Source organism: Bacillus cereus group sp. MG1 (assembly GCF_040460035.1).
Classification (GTDB): Bacteria; Bacillota; Bacilli; order Bacillales; family Bacillaceae_G; genus Bacillus_A; species Bacillus_A cereus.
In genome coordinates, this window is sequence record NZ_JARVGY010000001.1 from 704,368 (window position 1) to 726,414 (window position 22,047).

Consider the following 22,047-nt stretch of genomic DNA (forward strand, 5'->3'; position numbering starts at 1 on the left):
TCTAAAAACTATTCAAATACCCCTTATAAACAGAAGTTACTATTTATAAGGGGTATTTACTCAATTTAATTTTATAAAAATTGGATGGAAACAATGCAAGTTCTCACTTATTTAGAATAAGTGAAAAGATGATGTTTTATTTGTTCAATAAAATAATGATGGTGTATATTATCGTTAGATACTCGACTTGCCATAATAGCCCCCTCCATTGAAGAGGCAAGAAAGGAAGCGAGTGATATAACCTCTATATCTTCTTTAAATTCTTGTTTCTCTATTCCTTCTTTTATGAGAGAAGCCATTAACATTACTGTATCATCATAACCTTTTGCTGCTGCTTTTTGTAATTCTGGAAATACTCCAGTACTTTCAATGGCACTATTAAGTAATGGACAGCCTCCAGCAATAGGAGGATTATTAGCTGCATCTTGATATACAAGGAAAATTGCAAGGATTTTATCAATTGCTGTCTTTTTATTTTCCATTGCTTTATGAAAATGACTCCACATAATCTCACCACTTTTGTCGTAGGCAGCAAGGACAATTTCTTCTTTACTTTTGAATCTACGATAAATAGATCCTTTAGGTAGTTCAGTAGCTGTCATTATATCCTGGATGGATGTGCGAGTTATCCCATTAGTATTAAATAAATATAAAGATGTTTCAATAATTTTTTCTTTAACCTTATCAACTTTAGTCATGCTTTGTAATCCTCCTAATGAAAACGATCCTAATATTCTAGGTAATGTTTACCCTCTATTTTCTTAATTTTTTTGTAAGTATAAATAAGTTTGGAACAGAAATATCTTATCAATCCCTATCTTATGGAAACCTCAAACAATACAGTTTGAAAAGAAGTTAATCAAATTGTATTACCTACATAAATTAAGTGAATTTTCCGTCAAAACAACATGACCAATTGTTTAATTCAGTCATATTATACAACTAATTTTATCTAAAATCGTAGAGGTGTAAAAATATATAGTTAATTTTAATGTATAGACATATGATTATTATATATAATTTTTATCAATATGTTTAGCTAAAGTGTTTGAACTACTCCCACTTTCACTTCATTCTATAAAAGATTAACCATTAATGATTACTGGAATTAAATTGTAACAAAGCAACTGAAATATAAATATATTTGCTTTTTTCCATTTTGATTTTGTTAATACTTTATAAAAAGGGTTTAAAAAACTAGAAACTTGTAGTATCATTAGATTTCGATTCAGACCGAACCGTCCGGTTTATAATCTTATATAAATATATTTAGAAGGAGAGCGTTATGCAGAAAGAAAAATCAAAAATTATAGGTAATTTAATTATGGGGGCAATACAGTGAACTTTATAAAAATGAATAAAAAAGAAATCATTATGCTAATAATCTTTACACTGTTTGTACCATTTCAAATTGGCTTGTACATACTATTTGGCATATCACTTTTAGCTAATGTCAATTTAGTTGAATCAGAATTTGTTCTTAGTGCCATCGGTTTTACTGTACCTGCTATTGTAGGAATCATTTACTTTAGGAAAGAAATTATTGAAAGTTTTACTTATTTTAAAGAGAAGACAATTTTGAAAATAGTAAGTATTCCTATGGTAGTTTTATTTACGTTAATTGTGGAACAGTGTGTTATGCATTTTCTAGCAACTGGTCAACCAGAGAACCAAGAGCAGCTCCTTGAAACGGGTGCAGAGGTACCTCTTGTATTTACATTGCTTGTATTTGGTATTCTGGGTCCAATACTTGAAGAAATTGTGTTTCGCCACATATTAATAAATCGTTTTTCTTACCATATTGGTACTGCTATTGCATCTATCATTTCGATTATGATTTTTACACTTCTTCATACGAACCAACTTTCGGATATTGCTATTTATTTACCTGGATCGTTGATACTTACTGCGGCTTATCTTATTTCTAAAAGATCCATTGCATATGTTATAGCGATACATATGTTAAACAATTGCCTTGCTTTCATTCTGTAAGAAACTAGACTTGTTTCTGATGCCAAAAATATTCTATGTTTCTATCAAGCATTTTTGGTACCAGAACTACTTTTTCTATGACATAAGAAAGCTAATCAAAAATTATAAAATATTAGGAGAGTGTCAGTCATGATTGTAACAACAACTTCTGGAATTCAAGGTAAAGAGATTATTGAGTATATTGATATTGTAAATGGTGAAGCTATTATGGGTGCAAATATTGTCCGCGATGTATTCGCTTCCGTTCGTGATGTTGTCGGTGGCCGTGTTGGTGCTTATGAAAGTAAACTAAAAGACGCTCGTGATATTGCAATGGGCGAAATGAAAGAACTTGCAAAAGAAAAGGGTGCGAACGCTATCGTTGGTATTGACGTAGATTACGAAGTTGTTCGTGATGGAATGTTAATGGTTGCTGTCAGTGGTACAGCTGTACGTATATAAGTAAATAAAAAAACGGTTCCTCTTGGAATTTATACTTTGAGGGGAAATCCTGATTCTGTTGCAGATTTTAAAGAATAAAACGAGAAATAATCAACTTTTTTATTTCTCGTTTTATCTACATATTTATTTTTGGAAAAACAATCTAACTCCAAATACTAATAATACGGCGCCTGTAATACCCTCTATTGTACGGTTCACTCTTTCTTTTCTTAAAAAAGTTCTTAATTGACGTATGAGTGAGATGTAAAGTAAATACCATATTGCTGTCAAAGTCGTAAATGTGAGTCCTAACAAAAGAAATTGGAAGAAATGATTTTGATTACTCACAATAAATTGGGGTAAAAAACTAAGGAAAAATACAGCGGTTTTTGGATTTAAAATTGCCGTAGTAAATCCTTGTCTAAAGCTTTTAATTGCCCCAATATCCTTAGAGTCCATTTCTGCTGAACCTGACATATCTTCTTTTTTATGTAAGGCACTTTTAATTGACTTTACAGCTAAATAAATTAAATAAACAGCCCCAGCATATTTTATAAATGTAAATAACATAGCAAATTTCATTAAGATAGCAGAAAGTCCTAACGTAGCCATTATTGTATGAATCATCATTCCAGATATCGTTCCTAAAACAGTCTTTATCCCGCCATTTTTACCATGCGAGATAGTATTTTTTGTAACTAGTGCAAAACCAGGACCAGGCATCATTATGATTAACATTGCTGTAAGGATAAATAATAGATAATTTTCCATGTTGTAGTATTTCCTCTCCAATTTTTAGTTTTGCTTACAGTATAGCTTTTTTCATTAAAACATTACATATAAAAGACTTGATCAGAAATTTATTTAGGTTATTCGTATCAATTTGATTAACTATTACCCAATAGCCACATTGATAAAACACATGACAAACTTATATATAATTGCAAGCTCAACTCTCACAAAAAACAGGATGAAAAATAAACAGCAGAACTAGTCCACTGTTTACTTTGCCACACCTTCATGTAATTTTTCTGTATAATCTTTTACATCTTTCCAGCTATCTTTCGCTGTATGTAAATCTTCTTTTATAAACGTAAACTCTTCCGGACTAATTCCTTTTACGTTTTGTAATAAATTATTATACTTTGCACCTACTGTATACCATTGATTTGATATGTTTTGTAGTGCTGTAATTGCTGCATCAATTGTTTCTGTCATGTTTGTTGTTTTATTTTTTACATCAGTCAAAATTACGACTTCTGCTTGTGCTCCTGAAATTCTATCTTTTAAATTGGCGATTTCTCTTTCTGCATTTGCGATATCTTTTTTCGCAACCGCAATCATCGGCCCGCCAGCAAGACATGTTATTAGAGCTACGCAAAGTACGCCACCAGCAATGACCATATCATTACTCTTTTTAATCGAATCGTTATATGTATTTATTTGTTGCTCTAGAGCTGGAATACCAGCATTCGTACTTGCCAATATCGCTGTTAACTGATTTGTATCCTCTTTGAAACTATTTGTATCTTTCGCCATTCTATCGCGAAAAGCTTTCAAATTTCCTAATAATCCATCTACCTCATTTTGATTCTTTACAATATCCGCATACAACTTTTCTAAATCCGCTTTTAATTTTCCACTATCCTTTTGATCAATCGCTATTAACATGTCATTATAATACGATTGAAAAGTATTATTGTAATTTATAATATTTTGATCTGTTTTCATAATTTGAGGCTTCATATTATTTAACCAATATGCTGCATTAATTTTTGCATCTCTTTGATGCTGAATCATACTCCCTTTAAATTCACTATTAATCGAACTTATTTTACTTAAATCCGTCTCTTGTTGATTTTGAATTAATTTTGCATATGAATCCATTGCAAATATGCTTGATGTCGTTTGTGCCATTACATCTTGGAATCCTGCTGGTCCAAGAGAATAGTTTTTCACATTTTCTTGTAGCACCGTTACATTTTGTTCTGCTGCAAAAGGATGTAAAGGAAATGCGTTACTCGTTGCCACCCCAGCAATCATTACCGCTAAAAGACATTTTTTATAAAATCGTTTCTGCATATTTTTCACCTATTCTCTTTATAAGGATATCAAAAGCTCCTGCTCACAACTGAACAGGAGCTTCAAATCATTCATCAACACTTAACGCCCTAACGATTCGTATTCGATTATGCTTTTTTCGTATCTACTACTTTAATATCTTCAGCATAAATCTTTTCTGCATAGTCTTTAATGTTTTTCCAGCTATCTTTCGCAATGTTTAAATCTTCTTTAATGAAAACAAGATCGTTTGGACTAATTGAATCCACATTTTGAAGTAAAGAATTGTATTTTGATCCCATTGTATACCATTGGTTTGAAATGTTTTGCAACGCTGTAATTGCAGTATCAATCGTATTTGTTAAATACTCAGTTTGTGTTTTAATGTTCGTTAACCCAGCTACTTCTAATTGAGCAGTTGTAATTTGTCCAGTTATTTTTTGAATTTCAGCTTGTGCATTGTCAAGTTCTTTCTTCGCTAATACGATACCAGCTGTACCACCGCCTACAGCTGCTGCACCACCTGCAATTAATGCGACTCCTAGCGGTGTTCCTGCGCCCGTAGCAATAACTACTGCACCACCAATAATTGCAATTGGTCCTAGAGCTGTCGCAACAGATGAACCGATAATAATTGCATTATATTTACTAATTGCTTCATTGTACGTTGTAATTTGATTTTGCAGAAGTGGAATCCCTGCATCTTGACTAGCTAATATAGATGTAATTTGATTTGCATCACCCTTGAAGTTTTGCGTATCCGACGTCATTTTATTTCGGAATTTTTTCAAGTCTTCTACTAACTGATCCACTTGCGCTTTATTTTCATTAATACTACTTGATAATCTAGTTAGGCCTTTCGTAAGAGTCGCTTTATCTTTTGCATCTACCGCAGCAACTAAAGTATCATAATAGTTTTGGAATTTTGTATTGTAGTTAATGATGTTTTGATTCGTTGAAATAAGCTGTGGCTTTAATACATCTAACCATTGCTTCGCATTTCCTCTAGCTGTATCTTGGTGCTGAATCACTTTTCCTTTTAAAGCTGCATCAACAGTCGATACATTTCCAAAGTTAACATTACCTTGTTTAATAATTGTTAAAGCATACAGATCCATTACTAAAGCATTTGAACCTGTTCTTTCCATTGCATCTTTCAAACCTTCTGGTCCTAATGAATATTCTTCATAGTTATTATAAGCTTTTGCTACCGCATGAACTGGAGCTTGTTTCACTGTACTTTCAGCTGCATACGTATGAGCCGGCATAATATTTCCTGCTGCAAATACTGCCATAAGTGCTGATAGAGCCATTACTTTATATGGTTTTTTTGTCATTTTTCTTCTCTCCCTATATCGCTAATTATTTTTCTATTTAATGTACTTCAACGTTTGTAACGTAATCTTCAAATTGATTTGTTTGCTTATTCATTTCATCACTTACTTTTTTAATTTGATTAAAATGTTTTTGAAGTAAACTACTGTCTGTATACGTGCCTTCTTCAACATTTGTTTGAATTTGAATCATATTATTATTTAAAACTTTCCAATCCGTTAATAACGTTTCTAAAGTTGTAATTTGACGATCAATTAATTCTGTAAAGCTATTTACTTGATCTTCAACGAATGTAATTTGAGTCGCCTCTGCTTCAGTTTGTGATAACTTTTGAATAAGTGGCAATAACTCTTTTTGCTTTTGCTGAATGCGAAAAGCTGCTTCTCTCGTTTGACTATCTGCAGCATTTACAATTTCATTACTTAAAGTACCGATAGAAACAAAATCGATTGTTTTCGTTTGTGCAGTTTGATTTGTGATTGTAAATACTTGTTTACCGATATTAATAGAACCTTTAATTATTTCTTGAGGTCTATTCAAAATAGTAGTTAGTTCAGCTTGAATTTCCCCTTGAATTCTTTTAATATCTTCTCTTAATTTCACAATATCTCCACTTGATCCTTGCAGTGTTTTTATTGCTTCATCGGCTTTAATTGATAAGTTGTTACTATCTTTGTCTAATACTGTTTTAAATCGATTTAACTCTAATAAATCTTGCTCCATACTCTCTTGGATGCTCTGTACTTGCAATTGTAATTTTCCATATGCACTCATAAAATCTGTTTTTGCTTGCTGATCTTCATTTACATTTCCTGCTAGTTCATAGAGCTTACTATAATAACTATTGAATCTAGTGCTGTATCTCATCATCTCTTGATTTAAGTCAATTAGCTTCGGATTATATTCATCAATCCACTCTCGTACATTCGCCTTTGCAAACTTTTGATGATTCGTTAAGCTACTCATCGCATTTACCTTAATGTCTGGCTGTTGCAAAATAATTAATCCGTATGCTTGAATAAGCGGTGATTGTGATCCTAACATTCTAATTGAATTGGATAATGTATTTGGAGCAATTACATTTTGCGCATATACTGTTTTCACTTCCGTTTGCCCCTCCTTAGCGTAAGCGCTTACAGGAATGAAGCAACTCGTAGATACCGCTGTAACCAATAACCCTGTAATTAAAGTCTTTTTCACTTTAACTCCTCCTATGTATTAGCAACTATTACTATCGCATTTTATTATTCTATTTTCTTGCCCATAATTTGAGATGGTTAAAATAGAGAACGTTCTCAACGTGATCTATGTATGAACCACCTCTCTCGTATTGCTACAGTACTTACTTATCGTCACAAAACATTTCATTATTTTTCATATGTGTTTAGTATGAATAATATTGTATAAATTTTCTATTTCATCGAAATTCCCACATTCACACAGTGAATATATTACATAAAAATATTATTCATTTTAAACTAAACAACATACGTAAATATGAAATTTCATTTTGTTTTCATATAAGTTTTGTACTGTAAGGTCATTTAAACACAGCTGTTTATATATCGTAAAGAAGTATTTTCATTCCCTTTATTTTCAAGCTTTCATGTCCTTATTTCAAAATATAATCCGATTCACTTTATCGATTGAAATATCTACATATCACAACAGAAAACACTACTTTCAAATAACCAATGAAGTTATATTAGTATAATTTTTAACCCCATATGCAATTATGCATAGCATATACACAAAAAGGATAGCTTCATTTTCGCGAAGCTATCCTTAAAAAATTTTCTTATTTTTTCAAATGATATGGAACTGTCGTAATAACAACATTTCTTTTATAAAGTAAATACGCACGTATAAGTAAACTGGATTGATTATGAAGAATGTTATGCCAACCTTTTTTCGGAATGAACTGTGGTATAACGACCGTAACACGGTAATTCGATTCACTTGCCTTATATTGCACTGTATCGATAAACTTCGTTAGCGGCTGAATAATACTTCTATAATGAGAATGTAATGTAACAAGCCTTACTTCAGGTTGCCACTTCTTCCATTTCTCCTCAAATTTCTTTTCCTCTTCTCTGTCAAAAGCAACATATACTGCGATAACTTGATCTGCCGAAAGCGATTTCGCATAGTTCAATGAATTTTCTACTACATGCGTCATACCTGCTACAGGAACGACAATTACATTCCCCTCAATTGGAATAAGAGGCTCGCAAGTTTTTAAACTTAATTGATCACCCACTGCATCATAATGCTTCTTAATTCGATGGAATAAGAAGATAATAACTGGTAAGAAAATAAGAATCGACCAAACTTGTGCAAATTTAGTTAAAAAGAACATGCTCATTACGATAAAACTAATAACTGCACCAATTAAATTAACCGTTAATCTTAAAGCCCATCCTTCAGGCTTTTCGCGAAGCCATTTTAATACCATCCCTGTTTGAGAAAGTGTAAATGGAATAAATACACCTACTGCATATAGTGGAATTAAATGTTCTGTTTGCCCTTGGAAAGCTACAATTAAAATAATCGAAGCAACTCCAAGTATAATAATACCGTTTGAGTAACCTAGGCGGTCTCCTCTAATCGTAAACATTCTCGGTATGAATTTATCTTTTGCAAGGTTAACCGCTAATAAAGGAAATGCAGAATAACCTGTATTAGCAGCAAGAATTAATATTAAAGCTGTTGTACCTTGTATGAAATAGTACATGAAATTACGTCCAAATGTTTGTTCAGCAATTTGAGAAACAACTGTTACTTCTTTACTCGGAGTCACTCCGTAATAATAAGCTAAAAATACAATTCCTGAAAATAACACAGCAAGTAATGCACCCATTGCAAGCAATGTTTTTGCAGCATTGTTTGGCGCAGGATCTTTAAAGTTCGGAATTGCATTTGAAATTGCTTCAACACCTGTTAAAGCAGAACTACCTGATGCAAATGCTCTTAGTAATAAAAATAAACTAATCCCTGCAACTGGTGTACCAATTGGCGCATGTAAAGTGGGTGAAACATGACCAGTTAAAATATTATATATGCCCACACCAATTAATATAAATAGTGCTAAAACGAATAAATAAACAGGATATGCTAAAACGGAAGCTGATTCCGTTACTCCCCTTAAATTTAATATCGTAATTAATATAACAAATATAACCGCAATAATTACGTTGTGTGCATGTAAGCTAGGAAACGCAGACGTAATTGCATCTGTACCAGCAGACACACTTACCGCAACAGTTAAAATATAGTCAACTAATAAAGATCCTCCAGCAATTAAGCCTGGATTCATCCCTAAATTTTCTTTTGATACAACATACGCTCCCCCGCCATGCGGATAAGCAAAAATAATTTGACGATAAGATAAAATAAGGGCTGTCAATAATACTAATACCCCAACAGCGATCGGAATGGAATACCAATAAGCGATCGCTCCAACACCTGCTAAAGCAATTAAAATTTGCTCTGGACCGTAAGCAACTGATGACAATGCGTCAGAAGATAAAATAGCTAAAGCTTTCGTTTTATTAAGCTTTTGTTCTCCAAGCTCCGTTGATTTTAACGGTCTTCCAATTAAAAATCTTTTAATAGATGAAACCAATGCTGTCCACTCTCCAATAATTTTGTACGAACTTTTCTGCTTGTTGCAGCCAGTAAACTATTTACTCAGAAAACAAAAAATGTCTACAAGCCATAGCGAAATAGACTTGTAGACATTATTTTTTTTGTCGCACAAGCTCCACCTTCCTTCTCAATATAACGCTTACGAGGTTAGCTGTCGGATTCGGGCCTATGAGTAGCCCTACCTTTTTTAAGGATTCACCCCATCGGATTATGTACTAATCCGTAAAAACGGGTCCCCCGTACCATGCGGTTTCAGCGATTTAGAAAATTGAAACTGTGGATTATAATACTCCTTTATTTTCAAAAAGTAAACAAAAATTTTTAATAAGAAAAAAATTAAAATGATTGTGCATAATCCACTGAGAAATATACATAATGAATACTAAAAAATCCGCAAAGGAGACCCCTATGTCTAAAGAAAAGAAGCCTATTTTTTCCGATTCATATTTAGATGCAGTAGCAAATGAAATTAATCAGTTATATGGTAAACGTGAACAGGAAATAAATTTGACAGATAGAACGAAAAGAAATAAATAATTTGTCATACAAAAAAATAAAAAAGATAGCAATACACTTATATATTGCTATCTTTTTTATTTTTTCATACATCTAATTCTATTACAGATCTGTTAAAGGTCATCTCTTCATACACCTTTAAATTTTGATATATAGTGCCTAATAATGGTGCCGCTATAGAAAATTGCTCTGCTACATCCAGTAAATATCCTTGCAAGTGCTTCCCTTCAATAAACGAACCCTTCTCCATATCACGTTGCATCGATGACTTCATATCATACGAAATTTTATCAATTGTTTTCATATGTTCCTGGGCAATATTAACCTTTATTGGAGCTCCTAATACTTTCATAATTTGTACAGATTCCTCAAATACATTACGGATAAAATCACGGCCGCCTTCACTTTCACGAATTGGTCCAATTGGTGCACGCATTAACGTTGTCACACCGGACATTACAGTAATAAATAAATATTTATACCACATATCTTGCGTAATATTTTCACTTAAAACAAAACTAGATTTCGTACCTGCAAATGCTTTAGAAATATGCTTTACTCTCTCTGAATTTTGAGACTTAATTTCTCCAAACACAAGTCTGTTGGCAGCGCTAGTTTGTACAATTTCTCCTTGATCGTTTAACGTCGTCTCGATAAAGCATAAACCGCCAAGTACTTTTTCTTCGCCGAATTCTTTTTGTAATAGCGATAAATGAGCGATACCATTTAACAATGGAATGATTACAGTATTTTCGCCAACAAACGGCTTCAAATCTTGAATTGCCTCGTTTAAGTGATACGCTTTTGTTGAAAATAAAATGACATCAAATGGAGAAGTTCTCTCTTCTTTCGTTATTAAATTCGGTTGGAAAGAGAAATCCCCGTTAACACTTCGGATTACAAGTCCTCTTTCCTCTAATTGTTTTTTCCGTTTACTACGAACAAGAAATGTAACATCTTCTCCCTTTTCGACTAATCTGCCACCAAAAAATCCTCCGACTCCACCAGCGCCTAATACTAAAATCCGCATACAGCATCCCCCTTTTCAAAATACAATTTTATAACTTTTAGTATACATAACATTATACATGTCCTCTGCTAAATAAGCTGAATTTTCACTCTCAATCGAGTATAAAACAGTGGTTATTTTCAAATAAATTTGGGCATGTTGTTTCTATAGCATATATGGAAAGGAAACAATGTAGATGGAGGCAATACAAGCAATTGAGGAAAAAGATGTAGCAACAGCTATATTTCAATTTATATTCCCGTTTTCGTTTAAAGCTGGATATGAACAAAATATGTTCCCTTTCTTACAAAAAAACGATTTCCGTCCTTTTCGGCTCGATCATCTCTATGATGAAAATACATATTATGGGGAGTTTAAAGTTTCACATCAAAATATGGAAGCATACTATCTTTCATTTACAAATAAAATTCTCTTTCCTCACTCAGAGCATCAAAAGGGCTTGCAACGTTATTCAAAGGACCTTAACTTAACTGGACATTTAACAACAAACCTTATTTCAATCCCATTCAAGATACACTCTATTGATGTAACACTTTGTCCTTATGAACTTGGCTTCTTAACAATTCGAACAGAAGTAAACACTGCTCCAAGCATGACTTTATCTGAAGCAATCGAATTCGCTGCTCGCTTCCGTGTACTTGAAACTAAAAATGATACAAATGAGACTATTTGTATTGGATGTAACGGAAAAAAGTATTCCCAAGTTGAAAAATTCATTTTTGGTTATTTATTTCATGGCGTAACTGATTTCTTTGAAAAGAAGAGATTAAGAAGTTCATACTTTCAAACCTTCCCTTTCTTCGAAGACCAAAGAATGTACGTCCAAACTTTATTGTCACTAAAAGAAGGTATGGAACTTAATGAAGTGGATGTTTATCGTACTTCTAGTCTTTCCGGATTAACAAGTGATGGTAAGCCATATGTGAGTGCAAATAACCTTCCTTACATTCATGACTATTTAAAAAAACACGCTTACCAGAGATGGGCTCCAAATCGTTATTTCATAATGGAAGAACATATTTTTACATGTGTAACAAATGAAGGAGAACGCGAAATCGCTAAACTTGCTAGTCAAATGTACGGAGAATTTTATTACGCTTTATTATTAAACCTATTCCATAAAATTGTTTTATTAAAAATGGCAAACGCCTATGCTGAGCTAAACATTGAACAAGATACTAATGAAATAGAGAAATTAATTTATTCGATCAATTCGTTCACTGCTAATTATTTTTCTTTAGAATTAGTATCCCAATCACAAAGTGAAGATATTTTCTTTCGTTTAAGAAAACTTTTTAATATTGAGGTTCTATACTCGAACGCGAAACAAAATCTTGATAGTTTGTTTAAATATCAAGAAAATGTCGCCTCTAAAAAAGATAGCCTCTTATTATTAATTTTAACGCTCTACTCTGTAGTGGGCCAAATGTTAGGGTTTACTATGATTGACCTTTTAAGAAACACCGATTCAAACAAAATATCGTCACCTCTTGAATTTTTCGCTCTATTAATTGCGATTAGCGGCATTGTCATTTCACTTATTTTAGGAGCTCAAAGTTTATACCAATGGGGTTTACAGCATAAACGAAGAAAAGCTTGGGTAAAACAAACTGTACTTTCTGCCGTTAAAGAGAAAGAAGATAAAAATTAAAGAAGGTTATTTTCAAATTCTTGGCGCGCTGCAGTAAGTGAAATCTTTATCAGCGATTTTCCGATTATATCGGCGCAACTCGAAATATATCAGCGATTTTTAAGATATATCAGCGCAACTCAAAATATATCAGCGATTTTTAAGATATATCAGCGCAACTCAAAATATATCAGCGATTTTTTTAATATATCGACTTACCGACAAAAACCGACAAATGACAGAACCGTATAATAAAAAAAGGGTGCTCCAAAATTAAACTTGGAGTACCCCTTTTACTATAAGAATTCAGTTTACTTCCCTGCTTCGATTTGCTCTAATGCAGCAGCTACTTGCTCTTCCGTTAATTCATGTTGTATTACGTAGCGGTTACGTGGACTTACACGACATTCATTAGAACATGCACGTAAATATTTCGCTTCGTTTTCTTCAGAACATAAAATTTTCTTATTACATTCTGGATTTGAACAGTTTACATAGCGCTCACAAGGTTCACCTGTAAAGTGGTCTTTACCAACGATAACATGTTCTTTTTGGTTTACTGGTACAGCGATACGCTCATCGAACACGTAACATTGTCCATCCCAAAGCTCACCTTGTACTTCTGGGTCTTTTCCGTACGTTACAATTCCGCCGTGAAGCTGACTTACATCTTCATAGCCTTCACGAACTAACCAACCAGAAAACTTCTCACAACGAATTCCGCCTGTACAATAAGTTAAAATCTTTTTACCTTCAAGTACTTCTTTGTTTTCACGAATCCAATCTGGTAATTCACGGAAGGATTCGATATCAGGTTTAATCGCACCTTTGAAGTGACCTAAATCAAATTCATAATCATTTCGTGCATCAATGATAACTGTATCTTCTTGTTTCATTGCTTCATAAAAATCTTTTGGCTCTAAATACTTCCCAGTTATTTCGTGCGGGTTAATGTCATCTTCTAGACGAAGTGTAACTAACTCTGGACGAGGACGCACGTGCATTTTCTTGAATGCATGACCATCAGCTTCATCTATTTTAAATACGATACCGTCAAAACGTGGATCATTGTTCATTGCTTCCATGTATTTCTCTGTTTGCTCTACAGTTCCAGAACAAGTTCCGTTAATACCTTCTTTTGCTACAAGAATTCTTCCTTTTAATTCAAGTGAATTACAAAATGCTAAATGCTCTGCCGCGAATTCTTCTGGGTTTTCAATTGTTGTGTACATGTAATATAGTAATACTCTGTATGGTTTTGTAGTTGCCAATGTATTTCTACCACCTATCTAATTTTTTAAATCATGTATAAGTTAACGTTCATATCAAAACATATATAATAAGAAAATGAATCCCATTTTCTTTTCTTTATACTATTTTCTATCAGTTAACAAAAATAAAAAACAAGATTACACACCAAAACACTATGGTTATGTTGTAATCCCAATATATTATATATCATACAAATGCAATTCCATCAATTAATATGCTGTATTATCAGCTTTATGTTCACATAAATTTCAAAAACAGCCCTTTAATTCACTATGTTTCCCCACGTCATCACACCATAAACTCCCAATTCATTTTACGTTATCACACCATCCATTGCATAAAGGCATATAATTTGCATTAAGGAAACTTTCGTGTTCAAATGAAATTACCATATAATATATTTAAATGTATTGAAATAATGAGTAAGAATAAATACAATAATTTCATCAAGTTAACATTTTAAAGGGGAAAACTACTATGAATAAAGATATAACAAAAGATGAACATCTCCCTTCTGAAAGTACAACTGTACAATCAGCTCACTTAGCTTTAAGTGGAGAAACAAAAGGCTGGAAAAGACTGTTACCATTTTTAGGACCCGCTTTTATCGCGTCCGTTGCTTATATTGATCCTGGCAACTTTGCTACAAATATCGCAGCTGGTTCACAATATGGATATTTACTATTATGGGTTATACTCGCTTCTAACTTAATGGCTGTATTAATCCAAACTTTATCAGCTAAATTAGGAATTGCTACAGGAAACAATTTACCCGAAATAGCTCGTGAAAACTTTCCAAAGCCTGTGTCTATCGGCTTATGGATACAAGGTGAACTAGTTATTATGGCTACAGATTTAGCGGAATTTATTGGAGCTGCTTTGGGGCTTTACTTACTATTTGGAATCCCGATGCTACCTGCCGCTTTAATTACTGCAGCCGGATCATTTATTATTCTTGAGTTTCAACGTAGAGGATTTCGTCCACTAGAAGCTATTATTACAGGAATGATTTTCATTGTAGTAATTGCTTTTGGGATTCAAGTTTTTTATGCAAAACCAGAATTAAGTCCCCTTCTTTCAGGACTATTTATTCCAAAATTCCAAGGTGTAGACAGTATATTACTTGCAGCAGGGATTTTAGGTGCAACAGTTATGCCACATGCAATATACTTGCATTCTGCATTAACACAACGCCGCGTGGTCGGAACAACTGACGAACAAAAGAAAAAGATTTTTCGTTTCGAATTTATCGATATTATTATTGCAATGGTTATTGCTGGAGCAATTAATGCAAGTATGTTAATTGTTGCTGCTGCACTATTCTTTAAAAACGGCTTGCACGTTGAAGATTTAGATGTTGCTTACACTCAATTTACCAATTTAGTAGGTCCTGTATCGGCTGCATTATTTGGGATTGGACTTTTATCAGCAGGACTATCTAGCTCTTCTGTCGGTACAATGTCGGGTGATATTATTATGCAAGGTTTCATTCGCATGCATATTCCGTTATACTTACGCCGATTTATTACAATGATTCCACCATTAGTTATTATCGCTTTAGGTGTAAATCCAACTTACGCTCTAGTCATGAGCCAAGTCGTCTTATCATTCGGTATTGCATTTGCGCTAGTACCACTTATTATGTTTACAAGTAACAAAAAGATTATGGGTGCACTCGTTAACCACCGTATAACAACATTTATCGCTTGGATAATTGCAGCACTCGTTATCATTTTAAATATCTTCTTACTGTATCAAACATTTGTAGGATAATGAAAAAGGGTATTCCAATTTTAATTTGGAATACCCTTTTTTCATTATTTGTATTAATCCTATAAAGTCTTTTTAAAATAAATTTTATAATCTATTTCCAGCCAATAACTTCCTTACACCTTGAATAATCTTTATTTTCAGATTAAATTATATAATAACAAATACATTCTATTTTCATGTGAAAAGGAGCGAAAATATGTTTCCTTTATTAAAAACTGAAAGACTCATTTTAAGAGAACTTACCAAAGAAGATGCACCGCGTATACTACAATGCTTTTCTAATACTAATGTACTGCGCTATTATGGCCAAAAACCGTTACAAGATATTGATCAAGTGAAGCAAATCATTCATAATTTTAAGTTGAGTTACAATGCAAGAAGCGGTATAAAATGGGGAATCGAATTAAAAGACACGAAAGAACTCATTGGTACCATTGGTTTTCACGATTGGTCTTCTGAGCATAAACGAGCCAATATAAGTTATGCCTTTTTGCCTGAACACTGGGGAAAAGGATATGCGACTGAAGCTGTTTCTGAGATTATATCATACGGTTTCCATACGATTCATTTAAAGCGGATTGGAGCAATTGTATTTCTTGAAAATGAAGCTTCCAATCAAGTACTATTAAAATTAGGCTTTGAAAAAGAAGGCGTTCTAAAAAATTATATGTATCAAGATGATGTCCCATATGATACGAATTTTTACGCTTTATTGAAATCGGTTTAATAGAATTCATGTGTAAAAAACCTTACTTTTAAAAAGTAAGGTTTTTTGTATTTATTCATTAGCAATATAAGCATTCTTATAAGTATAAATACCACCAAATTGATGCTTTTCAATTCCTTTTACATAATCCTTTTGTACATATGCTGAGCCAATATGATAAAGCGGCGCTACCGCAGCATCTTCTAATAATACCTGCTCGGCTTCTCGCAACGCTTCCCATCGGTTTTCCGTATCTAGTACAAAATCCGTTTTCGCTTTCTTTATTAATTCATCGTAATGAACATTAGAATAATTCATTTTATTATTCGGATTCCCTGTCGTAAATAACTCTAAATAACTAATTGGGTCTTTATAGTCAGGTCCCCAATTTGCCATAGTTATATCGTAATCACCTGTTTGTTCTAACTGTAATTTTTGCTTAAATGGCTGTTGTTTAATTTGTATCGCGATTCCTTGCAAATTCTTTTCTAAATCACCTTTTATATATTCTGCCATCCGTTTTGCATTATCTTGTTCAAACGTTAAAAACTCGAGGTTTACTTGCTCTACTTCAAGCTCTTTTTTCGCTTCTTTCCAAATCTTTTGCGCATTTTGCAAATCATATGAAGAAAGATCTCCGTTTTCTTTTCTAAAATCTTTACCGGTCACTTCATTTACATGACCAACTGGTACAAGCCCGCTTGCAGGTTTTGCTCCGTTATTAATAAAGTGAGCAACAAAATCATCTTTATTTAACGCTAATGAAATAGATTGACGCACCTTTTTATTTGCTAACGCGGTATTTTTTTCATTAAAACGAAGCATGGCAATTCCAGGATCACTCGACATATGTAATTCCTTATTCCCTCTATACTTGTCTACAATTTGCGAATTAATAGGTACTCGATCCAAATCTCCGGCTTCATATAAATTTACAGCTGTCATTGTATCCTTTACGATATGAAAGTTTATTTCGTCTAATTTCACTTTCTTTTGATCCCAATATGTAGCATTCTTCTTTAATTGAAACTCTTGTTCATGCTTCCATTTTTCTAATACAAATGGCCCGTTATATATGAGATTACTAGGTTCCAATGCATAATTGTTTCCTTGTTCTTTCAAAAATGATTCATGCTGTGGTAAGTATATAGGTAGTGCTAACAACTGTAAAAAATACGGAACCGGCTGTTCGAGTTCAACTTCTAACGTATAATTATTTATTGCTTTAACCCCAAGTGCATCAAGAGGCATTGTTCCCTTATTGATCTCTTTCGCATTTTTCACATAAAAGAGCAACGATTTTGCTATGGCTGGAGTAGACTGATCTTGATCATTTAATACATATAACCCCTCAAATATATTCTGCATAACGTGGGCTGATGTACCATCCATTGTTTTCGCAGTGTCCAGAGAAGGAATTTCTTCTGATACTGTTACATTTAACACTTGTTTTTTAACCTCTGTATCACTTTTATTCGCTTTATTATTACAAGCTGTTAATAATAAAAATGTAACAAGTGCCATTACCATTAAATGGCTCTTTTTTCGCTTCATGAGTTGTTCTCCTTAAATATAAAATATTATAAAGCGTAATATATTATAGCAGAAATACTAACAGAAAGATGCGACATTCTTTTGAATATTTATTCGTTCAAGAAAAAAGCTATCCTTTAAAAGGATAGCTTTTTCAACTGCCACATAATTATCTATCTTTGCAAACCTCGTTTATAACGACTTGCTTCAAATATAATACGCTCTTCATCTAACGTTTTACATTCGCCATTCCAAACGACATGTTTTCCGTTAATAATTACATCGCTTATATCTTTTCCACTAGCAGCATATACAAGGTGTGATAACACTTCATCCGCTGGTTGTAAATGAGGCTTATTAGACGGATCAATTGTAATGAAATCAGCACATTTTCCAATCTCAAGTGATCCTGTTTGTTTCATCCCGATTACTTCAGCAGCTCCTTTTGTCGCAAGTGTAAGAGCTGTTTCAACTGGTAAAGCTGTTGCATCTTGGTGAATACCTTTTTGTAGTAAAGTCGCTATGCGCATTTCTTCAAACATATCTAAATTATTGTTAGATGCAACACTATCTGTTGCAATTCCTACTTTTATTCCTGCTTCTAGCATCGCTTTTACATTCGCTATACCAGAACCTAGTTTTAAATTACTATTCGGATTATGAGCTACTCGAACGTCATTTTCTGCTAAAAATGCACGCTCATCTTCATTTAATACTACACCGTGTGCAATAACTGTTGGGCGTTTAAACAATCCGCAGCTCGCTGCATATTCTACTGGACGTTTTCCATATTGTGCTTCAATATCACGTACTTCACGCTCTGTTTCAGAAAGATGGATATGAACCATCGTTTGATTCTCTACTGCAATCCGTGCGCACTCTTCTAACAATTCTGTACTACATGTATATGGACTATGTGGTGCAACCATCGTAGTTAACATGCCACTTTCGTTATAGTAACGCTTCACATATTTCTCAGCTTCTTCAATCGCTTTCTTTTCATCGTCTTTCGTTCCGAAGCTAAATAAAGTCCTTGAAACAGCAGCTCGCATCCCGCTCCTTGATACCGTTTCCATAATTGCGTCTTGATCTACTCCAATTGGATTAAACATGTCAGAGAATGATGTTGTACCACTTTTCACCATCTCAAGTAATCCTAATTCCGTACTAGCGACCGCAATTTGGGGAGTAAATTGACTTTCCAGTGGCCAAATTCTCGTCTCAAGCCACGGCTGTAATAACATATCATCGCCAATACCTCTTAGGAGACTCATTACAACGTGTGTATGTGTATTTACAAGCCCTGGTAAAACCCACTTTCCTTTCATATCAATTACTTCATCTACTTCAAAATCATTAGCGAATTCTCCGCTCTTTACATCTATAATTTGATCATTTTCTACAATGATATATCCATTTTCTATCACTTCGTTTTGTTCATTCATCGTTACAATTGTAGCGTTTACATAAGTTGTTTTCAAAAGTATTTCCCCTTTCAACTCTATGAAGTTCCCTTTAATAAGTTACCACCATTATAGTAACTTATTAAAGATTAAGAGTCAAAAGATAATTTGAATTCTTTCGTTACTTTTTCCTTCAAAATGCTATATTGTTTTTCATTTGTATCTGCAAATGCTTCTTTCCGATTTGATTCCACATCCATATAATTCAATTTCCCATTGAATTGAGTCTCTGTAAAATCAAATCTCTGCCCATCTATAAAGTTATAAAAGTGCCATACCTCTCTTACTTTTGTCTTTTTAATTTCTCCTCCATATATGTCTTGAACGACTAGAGCCGTTACACCACACTGTCCCTTTGCTGGGTTTTCAATTGTCCACTTTGAACTCGTTTCAATCGACCACGATTTTATTAGTGCTTCATATATTCTTTTTTCCTTTACATCATCCATTCTAATCTTCCCCTACTATTAATAGTTTTACACATCATATTTCAAAAGAGGCAGTACACGACCCTTAAAGACAGTTGATGGTGTCTCTCCTATTAACTGTGCCCCCATTTTCAAGTAATATCCTTTTGCATTCGGATCACTATCAATCGTAAAACTTTTTAATCCTAGTTCATTGGCTTTTTCTATTACGTACTCCCAAAGTATTTTCCCGTAACCTTTTCCTTTGTAATCAGGATGAATGTACAAGAAATCGAGAGCTTTATCATTACGTAAAAATGAGAAAAAACCAATCTTCGCATTATCGTTTTCTAAAACATATACAAAATTATTTTTTATGTATTCTTCTGTAATTGTTAAATCTTCCTTACAAGCAAGTATGAATTCTTCACTATAATCCCACGTTGCTTTTGATTGTAGTGCGAATTCACTTAATTCATTTGCTTCACTTAATAACGCTTCTCTTATCTTCATGATTCTTTCTCCTCACCTTCGATATGTAAACTACTAAATTGATTCGGAAAGCACTTCAAAAAACCTTTTTTTCATAAATTAGAGGTTATTTTTATAAATCTTTATTATAACCAGTACAATTTTTTTAAAGAAAAAGAACACCATCCCTAAAAGTTGGTGTTCTCTTTTTCTAAAATTTAATCTTCAAACTCACTCATTCGTTTTACTATTTCGTACGATACAAACCTATACAGTTTCTACTACCGCTTCAACCATTGTTCCATTTTTAGCATAATTCGTATGCCAAGAAAAAGCTTTTTCTAAAATATGAGGAGTTTGTCCACCTCTTGTTTTTGCTTCTTCGTAATAAGCACGTAGTTGATCACGATACATTGGATGTGCGCAATTCTCAATAATAAGTTCCACTCTTTCTCTTGGCGCAAGTCCCCTTAAGTCGGCATACCCCTGTTCAGTAACAATAACATCTACATCATGTTCAGTATGGTCTACATGAGAAACGAAAGGAACAATACTTGAAATGTTACCACCTTTCGCAATCGATTTAGTAACAAAGATAGCTAGGCGTGCATTTCTTGCAAAATCACCAGACCCACCAATTCCATTCATCATTTTTGTACCTAAAACGTGAGTAGAGTTAACATTTCCGTATATATCTAATTCTAATGCAGTATTAATTGAGATTAATCCAAGGCGACGAATGATTTCAGGATGATTGGAAATCTCTTGCGGACGCATCATTAATTTGTCACGATATTTTTCAAAGTTAGAAAATACTTGTTGCATTTTCTCTTCAGAAAGCGTGATAGAACAACAAGAAGCAAAATTGACTTTTCCAGCATCCATAAGATCAAAAACTGCATCTTGTAAAACTTCAGAATACACTTCTAAATCTTCAAATTCTGAATCTAACATTCCATGCAATACTGCGTTAGCAACTGAACCAATTCCTGATTGTAACGGCGCTAAACGATTTGTTAATCGCCCTATTTTAACTTCTTCTCGAAGGAATTCTATTAAATGCTGTGCCATAATGACCGTTTCTTCATCCGGAGGAACAATTGTCGATGGCGAATCCAATTGATTCGTAAACACAATTCCCTTTACTTTTTCAGGATCAATTGGAATACCGATTGTTCCAATTCGGTCATCTGTTTTCACAAGCGGAATTGGAAGCCTCTCCCCTTGTTTACCTGGTTCATATAGATCATGTAGTCCCTCTAATTGCGTGGATTGAGCCATATTCATTTCAATAATAATAGACTTAGCATTTAAGGAAAACGCTAAGGAATTTCCAATTGAAGTGGTTGGAATAATCATTCCGTCCTCTGTAATCGCAACCGCTTCCAAAATAGCGAAATCTATATCCAGAACGTCAGCGCGGAGTAACTCTGCTGTATGAGATAAGTGTTGATCCACAAATAAAAAGTCTCCGTTATTAATTCCTTTTCGCATCGTCGCGTCAGCTTGGAAAGGTAATCTTTTCCCTAAAATTCCTGCCTCAGCAAATAATTTGTCTACATCCGAGCCTAAAGAAGCCCCAGTATAAACATTTACTTTAAAAGATTCATCATTCTTAACTCGGTTTACAAGCGCAAATGGGACTGCTTTTACATCACCTGCACGTGTAAACCCACTTAAGCCTAAAGTCATTCCACTTTGAATCCAGGAAGCTGCTTCTTCAGGTGTAACTACCCGATCTTTTAGACGTTGATCTCTGATTCTATCTAAATTATTCTCCATATGTAATC

The 22,047-nt window shown here is 33.5% G+C and carries 19 protein-coding genes and 1 riboswitch; of the genes, 6 read left to right on the forward strand and 13 right to left on the reverse strand.

What is annotated here, in order from left to right:
• Positions 1 to 107 precede the first annotated feature (107 nt).
• The gene (locus tag QCI79_RS03430) at positions 108 to 698 is read right to left on the reverse strand and encodes a TetR/AcrR family transcriptional regulator (protein WP_000169648.1); all 591 of its coding nucleotides are present in this window, start codon (positions 696 to 698) and stop codon (positions 108 to 110) included.
• A 640-nt stretch (positions 699 to 1,338) separates the two neighbouring features.
• On the opposite strand from QCI79_RS03430, the gene QCI79_RS03435 reads away from it, so the two are divergent.
• Positions 1,339 to 1,992 (forward strand): CPBP family intramembrane glutamic endopeptidase, encoded by a 654-nt coding sequence (locus tag QCI79_RS03435; RefSeq protein ID WP_001009302.1) that lies wholly within the window; start codon positions 1,339 to 1,341, stop codon positions 1,990 to 1,992.
• 129 nt (positions 1,993 to 2,121) lie between these two features.
• The gene (locus QCI79_RS03440) at positions 2,122 to 2,433 is read left to right on the forward strand and encodes a heavy metal-binding domain-containing protein (protein ID WP_000637518.1); all 312 of its coding nucleotides are present in this window, start codon (positions 2,122 to 2,124) and stop codon (positions 2,431 to 2,433) included.
• 123 nt (positions 2,434 to 2,556) lie between these two features.
• Here the strand turns inward: QCI79_RS03440 and QCI79_RS03445 are convergent, their stop codons facing one another.
• The 5 genes from QCI79_RS03445 to QCI79_RS03465 form a co-directional block, all read right to left on the reverse strand.
• Positions 2,557 to 3,183: a LysE family translocator gene (locus QCI79_RS03445; RefSeq protein ID WP_000432999.1), complete on the reverse strand. Its 627-nt coding sequence runs from the start codon at positions 3,181 to 3,183 to the stop codon at positions 2,557 to 2,559.
• A gap of 231 nt (positions 3,184 to 3,414) precedes the next feature.
• Positions 3,415 to 4,494, reverse strand: a complete 1,080-nt coding sequence (gene nheC, locus QCI79_RS03450) for a non-hemolytic enterotoxin NHE subunit C (RefSeq protein WP_001171995.1) — start codon at positions 4,492 to 4,494, stop codon at positions 3,415 to 3,417.
• 107 nt (positions 4,495 to 4,601) lie between these two features.
• The gene (nheB, locus tag QCI79_RS03455) at positions 4,602 to 5,810 is read right to left on the reverse strand and encodes a non-hemolytic enterotoxin NHE subunit B (RefSeq protein ID WP_000162986.1); all 1,209 of its coding nucleotides are present in this window, start codon (positions 5,808 to 5,810) and stop codon (positions 4,602 to 4,604) included.
• A 37-nt stretch (positions 5,811 to 5,847) separates the two neighbouring features.
• Positions 5,848 to 7,008, reverse strand: coding sequence for a non-hemolytic enterotoxin NHE subunit A (gene nheA / locus QCI79_RS03460; protein ID WP_000751832.1), 1,161 nt, complete (start codon positions 7,006 to 7,008; stop codon positions 5,848 to 5,850).
• Between the two features lie 598 nt (positions 7,009 to 7,606).
• On the reverse strand, positions 7,607 to 9,433 hold the full coding sequence (locus tag QCI79_RS03465; protein WP_000254887.1) for an APC family permease: 1,827 nt from the start codon (positions 9,431 to 9,433) through the stop codon (positions 7,607 to 7,609).
• 144 nt (positions 9,434 to 9,577) lie between these two features.
• Positions 9,578 to 9,724: riboswitch (cyclic di-AMP (ydaO/yuaA leader) on the reverse strand.
• A 140-nt stretch (positions 9,725 to 9,864) separates the two neighbouring features.
• On the opposite strand from QCI79_RS03465, the gene QCI79_RS03470 reads away from it, so the two are divergent.
• A complete protein-coding gene (locus QCI79_RS03470; RefSeq protein WP_000031873.1) occupies positions 9,865 to 9,993 on the forward strand; it encodes a hypothetical protein in 129 nt (42 codons plus the stop codon).
• A 64-nt stretch (positions 9,994 to 10,057) separates the two neighbouring features.
• Here the strand turns inward: QCI79_RS03470 and panE are convergent, their stop codons facing one another.
• The gene (panE, locus tag QCI79_RS03475) at positions 10,058 to 11,002 is read right to left on the reverse strand and encodes a 2-dehydropantoate 2-reductase (RefSeq protein ID WP_021728697.1); all 945 of its coding nucleotides are present in this window, start codon (positions 11,000 to 11,002) and stop codon (positions 10,058 to 10,060) included.
• Between the two features lie 175 nt (positions 11,003 to 11,177).
• On the opposite strand from panE, the gene QCI79_RS03480 reads away from it, so the two are divergent.
• Positions 11,178 to 12,653 (forward strand): hypothetical protein, encoded by a 1,476-nt coding sequence (locus QCI79_RS03480; RefSeq protein WP_000387424.1) that lies wholly within the window; start codon positions 11,178 to 11,180, stop codon positions 12,651 to 12,653.
• Positions 12,654 to 12,943: 290 nt separating this feature from the next.
• Here QCI79_RS03480 and trhO read toward each other — a convergent pair whose 3' ends face one another.
• Positions 12,944 to 13,903 carry an oxygen-dependent tRNA uridine(34) hydroxylase TrhO gene (gene trhO, locus QCI79_RS03485; RefSeq protein WP_000246218.1) on the reverse strand — a complete coding sequence of 320 codons (960 nt, stop codon included), beginning with the start codon at positions 13,901 to 13,903 and terminating at the stop codon, positions 12,944 to 12,946.
• Positions 13,904 to 14,381: 478 nt separating this feature from the next.
• On the opposite strand from trhO, the gene QCI79_RS03490 reads away from it, so the two are divergent.
• Both QCI79_RS03490 and QCI79_RS03495 read left to right on the forward strand, forming a co-directional pair.
• Entirely contained in the window at positions 14,382 to 15,677 is a 1,296-nt protein-coding gene (locus QCI79_RS03490; protein ID WP_001030677.1) for an Nramp family divalent metal transporter, read from the forward strand.
• A gap of 196 nt (positions 15,678 to 15,873) precedes the next feature.
• On the forward strand, positions 15,874 to 16,404 hold the full coding sequence (locus QCI79_RS03495; protein ID WP_000484229.1) for a GNAT family N-acetyltransferase: 531 nt from the start codon (positions 15,874 to 15,876) through the stop codon (positions 16,402 to 16,404).
• Positions 16,405 to 16,455: 51 nt separating this feature from the next.
• Here the strand turns inward: QCI79_RS03495 and QCI79_RS03500 are convergent, their stop codons facing one another.
• The 5 genes from QCI79_RS03500 to QCI79_RS03520 form a co-directional block, all read right to left on the reverse strand.
• The gene (locus QCI79_RS03500; protein WP_021728696.1) at positions 16,456 to 17,937 is read right to left on the reverse strand and encodes a peptide ABC transporter substrate-binding protein; all 1,482 of its coding nucleotides are present in this window, start codon (positions 17,935 to 17,937) and stop codon (positions 16,456 to 16,458) included.
• Positions 17,938 to 18,089: 152 nt separating this feature from the next.
• Positions 18,090 to 19,415 carry a bifunctional S-methyl-5'-thioadenosine deaminase/S-adenosylhomocysteine deaminase gene (locus QCI79_RS03505; protein WP_002100905.1) on the reverse strand — a complete coding sequence of 442 codons (1,326 nt, stop codon included), beginning with the start codon at positions 19,413 to 19,415 and terminating at the stop codon, positions 18,090 to 18,092.
• A 53-nt stretch (positions 19,416 to 19,468) separates the two neighbouring features.
• The gene (locus QCI79_RS03510; RefSeq protein WP_000342912.1) at positions 19,469 to 19,828 is read right to left on the reverse strand and encodes a YunG family protein; all 360 of its coding nucleotides are present in this window, start codon (positions 19,826 to 19,828) and stop codon (positions 19,469 to 19,471) included.
• A 27-nt stretch (positions 19,829 to 19,855) separates the two neighbouring features.
• Positions 19,856 to 20,299 (reverse strand): GNAT family N-acetyltransferase, encoded by a 444-nt coding sequence (locus tag QCI79_RS03515; RefSeq protein WP_000701894.1) that lies wholly within the window; start codon positions 20,297 to 20,299, stop codon positions 19,856 to 19,858.
• A 225-nt stretch (positions 20,300 to 20,524) separates the two neighbouring features.
• Entirely contained in the window at positions 20,525 to 22,039 is a 1,515-nt protein-coding gene (locus QCI79_RS03520; protein ID WP_000429822.1) for a succinyl-CoA:acetate CoA-transferase ScpC, read from the reverse strand.
• Positions 22,040 to 22,047: the final 8 nt, after the last annotated feature.